At 44.6% G+C, this 1838-nt stretch carries 2 protein-coding genes; both read left to right on the forward strand.

What is annotated here, in order from left to right; translation table 11 throughout:
- Positions 1-1074 (forward strand): tyrosine-type recombinase/integrase (locus LG31_RS0107720; RefSeq protein ID WP_033113909.1); only part of this gene is annotated, 1074 nt, incomplete at its 5' end.
- Positions 1075-1154: 80 nt separating this feature from the next.
- The coding region (locus LG31_RS20880) for a site-specific integrase (RefSeq protein ID WP_152598344.1) at positions 1155-1838 on the forward strand (684 nt) is incomplete at its 3' end.

Raw genomic sequence — 1838 nt, forward strand, 5'->3', positions numbered from 1 at the left:
AAATATCAACAGGTATCAGACGCAACCTATGATGTTTTGTGTAGAAAGGCCAGGCAGCTTATCCGTAAATGGGGAAAAAAGAAGCTGATTGATATTAATGCAACCGACATCGAAATGTATATAGCCAAACTGCTAAAACGCCTCAAAGGCAACACGGTCAATCAGTATATTGACATTATGCGACAAGTATTTAACAGGGCCTATCGAGATGGCATTATAAAAATCAATCCGATGTGTCATGTCAAAAATTGTCGATTTGAGGTGGTAGAGCCTCAGCCATTCCTGCAATCAGAGATCCAGTTATTTATTGCACATCAACATATCAACCCTATTGGTGCAGCAATAATCCAGGTTGGTATTTCCACTGGACTGCGGATCAGCGAATTGTTGGCAATTAGCCGTGAGGCTATCGACCTGGATAAACGCACACTGCGTGTTGATCTGGCCCTGGTAGATGGTTGCTATAAAACGCCGAAAACCAAAAGCTCCTGCCGAACAGTCGAGTTGACTGTCCCCGCAGTGCAGGCACTACGCACTCTTCTGGAGCATGCTAGGCATCGCAAAGAGAAAGCGATTTCGGTCATGTGTGCTGACAATCGTACGCGGATCAAACTGCGCCGGACTTTATTAGCCTATTATCCGGATAAACGACGTCAATACACCAGCGTCGATGAATTCAGAGAGGATTTTTTTGAGCCGTTTTGTGCCACAGCGGGGGTTGCCTACCGAGGGCCATCGCAATTTAGACATACCTATGCCAGTCAACTGTTGTCCGCAGGTGTTAATATCGAATGGATTGCCAAACAGATGGGGCATACAAGTACCGCAATGATCAGGCATCATTATGGAAAATGGTTAGTTGAGGATGCTGCGGATTTCAAAACATTAGCCGAAAACGCTCTTGCTCGTTGTTTCCGCCTTAATGAGACGCAGGCTCTGGTTCCGGCCAACAACTCAGAACTGGACATGACTAAACTAATTGCCGACCCACAAATTCAGCAATATTTATTAGGGCTGGTTGCTCAATCAATGAAAAACATACATGTTGGTGAACCGCATTCTCAATCAGATTAGCGATAACTACTGTGATTCACATCGATATATTATTGATTAGATAACACGTTAAATAAGGGCCGTTAAGAGCCTAAGGAAAGATGATGGCGACTGATAAAACAAAAATTGAATATGAAAAGATTGCAAAGCATTTTTATATTCGTTTGGAAAGAAAATGTATCAAACTTACTGCTAAAAATATCTCAGATGAATTGTTGGCTTGTGCTCCTGAATATCGGCCCGCCTACTGGCGTCGCCTACGCGGGGCTCTTGCACATCATCAACGCACCTTAGGATATGACGATGCAGCTACACGCATTCTAGCATTGCATAACCCAGTCACAGCCAAAGGCAGCACGCTTTCCGTTAAACAGAAGCAGACTCGAGTTAAGTCGATCGCAGCAGAAGATGAAACTGCGCTTATTGACTATTTTAATGCACGGAATGATAAGTGCATGGTGGCTGCGATTAAACTGTTCAAACTCACCGGTATCAGACCCACAGAGCTGGCTGGCGTAACAGTCGATAGTAATCGGCTAACTGTTATCGGAGCAAAAAAGAGCCATCATGGTACACGCGGAGCTGACAGAGTGTTACAGCTGGATGGAATAACAGCACTGACGTTGTATATGCTTGTTACATTAGCACAAAAAGTAAATGTTGGGTGTCTACAAGACAAACTACGCGCTGCGGGGAAGAATTTATGGCCGAAGCGCAAACATCTCCCTACATTTTATAGCTGGCGTCATCAAATGGGTTCGGAGCTCAAGGCATCAGGTATGGGG

Source organism: Aeromonas lacus (assembly GCF_000764665.1).
In the GTDB taxonomy this organism is placed as follows: Bacteria; Pseudomonadota; Gammaproteobacteria; order Enterobacterales; family Aeromonadaceae; genus Aeromonas; species Aeromonas lacus.